Source organism: Streptomyces sp. NPDC002671 (assembly GCF_053592475.1).
Genome location: NZ_JBSFVU010000140.1, coordinates 1 through 3459 on the forward strand (window position 1 = coordinate 1; position 3459 = coordinate 3459).

The 3459-nt window shown below is 66.6% G+C and carries 2 protein-coding genes and 1 pseudogene; all 3 read left to right on the forward strand.

Going from position 1 to position 3459, the window contains the following annotated elements:
- A partial coding sequence (locus ACWD35_RS45205) for an IS701 family transposase (protein ID WP_451357135.1) occupies positions 1 to 1095 on the forward strand: 1095 nt, incomplete at its 5' end.
- 171 nt (positions 1096 to 1266) lie between these two features.
- Positions 1267 to 2358, forward strand: a complete 1092-nt coding sequence (locus ACWD35_RS45210) for an IS630 family transposase (RefSeq protein ID WP_451357136.1) — start codon at positions 1267 to 1269, stop codon at positions 2356 to 2358.
- Positions 2359 to 2431: 73 nt separating this feature from the next.
- A pseudogene (locus ACWD35_RS45215) lies at positions 2432 to 3435 on the forward strand (IS5 family transposase).
- Positions 3436 to 3459 lie beyond the last annotated feature (24 nt).

Here is a 3459-nt window from a genome sequence, read left to right on the forward strand (position 1 = left end):
GAGGACGGCAACCGGCAGGCGCTGGCCCATTTCGTGACGACGAGCCCATGGAATCCGGCGCACGTGCAGGCCCGCCTGGCCTGGAAGATGCAGGACGCGATCCGGCCGGAGGCGTTGATCGTGGACGACACCGGCTTCCTCAAGGACGGGGACGCCTCGGCGTGCGTGTCGCGGCAGTACACCGGGACCGCGGGCAAGGTCACCAACTGCCAGGTGGGCGTGTCGCTGCACCTGGCCCATGACCATGCCTCGGCCGCGATCGACTGGCGGCTGTTCCTGCCCGCCTCCTGGGATCCCGCCTCGCCGGATGCGGATCCGGCCAAGGTCGCCCGCCGTGAGCGTTGCGGGATCCCCGCCCAGCTCGGCCATGTTGAGAAGTGGCAACTGGCCCTGGACATGATCGATGAGACCCGCACCTGGGGCGTGGACGTCCCCCTGGTCATTGCGGACGCCGGATACGGAGATGCCGCAGCCTTCCGTCTGGGCCTGGAAGAGCGGGGCCTGGCCTACGCGGTCGGGATCTCTTCCCGGCTCACTGCTCATCCCGCCCATGCCCGGCCGATCACCCCCACCTATCAGGGCACCGGCCGCCCGCCAGTGGCGAAGTACCCGGACAAGCCCATGACGGTGAAGGAGCTGGTCATCGCGGCCGGCCGGCAGGCGGCTCGACCCGTGTCCTGGCGCGAGGGCTCCCGGCCGGGCACCGGCCGCAGCGGCTTCAAACGCATGTACTCGCGCTTCGTCGCCCTGCGCATCCGGCCCGCCGGACGCGAGATCCGCCAGGCCACAGACGGTCCAGAGCTGCCCGAGCGGTGGTTGCTGGCCGAATGGCCCGCCACCGAGCCCGAACCCGTGCAGTTCTGGCTGTCCAGCCTGCCCTCCGGCATGCCTTTGGCCACCCTGGTCCGGCTGACCAAGCTCCGCTGGCGCATCGAACACGACTACCGCGAGATGAAACAAGCCCTGGGACTGGCCCACTTCGAGGGCCGCACCTGGAACGGCTGGCACCACCACGTCACCCTCGTCTCCGCCGCCCACGCCTTCTGCACCCTGCAACGACTGGCACGAGACCCAAAAGACACGGCGCAGGACTGAGCCTCTACCAGACCGTCCGCGAGATGCAGACACTCCTCGCCCTCTGGGCCGGCACCTGCCCCACCTGCCACCGCGACATACCCACCCCAATACGAACCTGACCAAGCCCTACTAGTGTCCTGAGTCGGGATTTCGCTACGTAAGTCTGGGTGAGTTCGGCATGATGGCCGGGTGGCGAGGACGGGACGACCGAAGGCCGAGTTGGTGCTGACCGATGACGAGCGTGAAACGTTAACCCGCTGGGCCAGGCGTCGGACCTCTTCACAGGCCCTGGCCCTGCGGTGCCGGATCGTGCTGGAGTGCGCAACCGGCGCTTCGAACAAGGACGTTGCGGCTCTCCTGGGCGTAGAGGCACACACGGTGAGCAGGTGGCGGGCGCGCTTTGTGCGGGACCGGCTGGAGGGCCTGATCGACGAGCCTCGCCCGGGTGGGCCCCGGAAGATCACCGACGCCAAGGTGGAAGAGGTGGTCGTCAGGACACTGGAGACCACGCCGAAGGACGCCACGCACTGGTCGACGCGGTCGATGGCCAAGGAGGCGGGCCTCTCCCAGTCGGCCATCACGCGTATCTGGCGGACCTTCGGCCTCAAGCCGCACCTGGTGGATACCTTCAAGCTCTCGAAGGATCCGCAGTTCATCGAGAAGGTCCGCGATGTGGTCGGCCTGTATCTCGCCCCGCCCGAGCATGCGTTAGTGCTGTGTGTGGACGAGAAGACGCAGATCCAGGCGCTGGACCGGTCGGCTCCAGTGCTGCCGATGATGCCGGGGATGCCAGAGCGCTGTACTCACGACTACGTGCGCGGCGGCGTCACCACGCTCTTTGCCGCGCTGAACACCGCCACCGGCGAGGTGATCGGCCAGATCCACCGCCGGCACCGTGCCGTGGAGTTCAAGAAGTTCCTCGTCCGCATCGACAAGGAAGTACCCGACGGCCTGGATGTGCACCTGATCTGCGACAACGCCTCAACGCACAAGACCCCGGCGATCCGGCGATGGCTGACCGCACACCCCCGCTTCCACGTGCACTTCACGCCTACCAGCTCCTCCTGGCTCAACCAGGTCGAGCGGTGGTTCGCACTGCTGACGGACAAACAGATACGACGAGGTGTCCACCGGAACGTCCAGGCCCTGGAGAAAGACATCCGCAACTGGATCAAGACCTGGAACGCAGACCCGAAACCCTTCGTCTGGACGAAGACTGCGGACGAGATCCTCGAACGCCTCGCCGGATATCTGAAGCGAATTCCCGACTCAGGACACTAGGGCCTGTGTGATGTTGTGATCACTCTTTGGGTTCTGTTCCCGTACGGGGGCTGGATCCGGTAGGACGCTTGGTGTGACGCGCAGGCAACTCACCGACGAGCAGTGGAAGTTCATCGAGTCCTACCTGCCGATCGGCGGGTTCGGCCCGTACCCCGAGCGGCTGCGGGAACAGTTCGAGGGGGTGATCTGGCGGTTCCGCACCAGCAGCCAGTGGCGGGAGATGCCCGGCGAGTTCGGCCCGTGGCCGACGGTCTACGGCCGCTTCCGGGTCTGGAGGGACGCCGGCGTCTTCACCGCCCTGCTCGAAGGCGTGATCGCCGAGGCCGCCCGCCAGGGACAGACAGATTTATCCCTGGTCAGCGTGGACTCCACCACTGTCCGCGCCCACCACGACGCCGCCGGGATGTGTATCGGCAAGGAGGTCATGGACGCCCTTGAGGAAGCCGCCACCGAGCAGGAGCGGGCCCGGCAAAAGGGGGCGGCCCGCCGGAACAGAACGGACAGCACGGCAGTGACGACCCCGGGCGGGAAGAGCGGCGGCACATCAGGTGCCGGCGCAAGCTCCGCTTGAGCCAAGCCCTGCTCGGCAGATCCCGTGGTGGACTGACGAGCAAGATTCATCTTGCCGCAGACCGCAAGTGCCGTCCGCTGTCACTGGTGCTGAGCGCAGGGCAGGCCGCCGACAGCCCGCAGTTCGTCCCCGTGTTGCAGAAGGTGCGTATCCGTCTGCCGGTCGGCCGGCCCCGGACCCGGCCTGATGCCGTCGCTGCGGACAAGGCCTATTCGTCCCGCGCTATCCGCTCTTACCTGCGGAAACGCAACATCAAGGCCGTCATCCCGGAGAAGAAGGACCAGACCGCCAACCGAAAGAAGAAAGGCAGCCGGGGCGGCCGACCCACTCGCCACGACACCGATCTCTACAAGGAGCGGAACACCGTCGAGCGCCTGATCAACAAGCTGAAAGCATGGCGGGGCATCGCAACTCGATACGACAAGACGCCCGAGAGCTACCTCGCCGGCCTCCATCTACGAGCCTCGGTGATCTGGATCAGCGACCTCCTGAAGGCAACTGGCTGATCACAACATCACACAGGCCCTAGG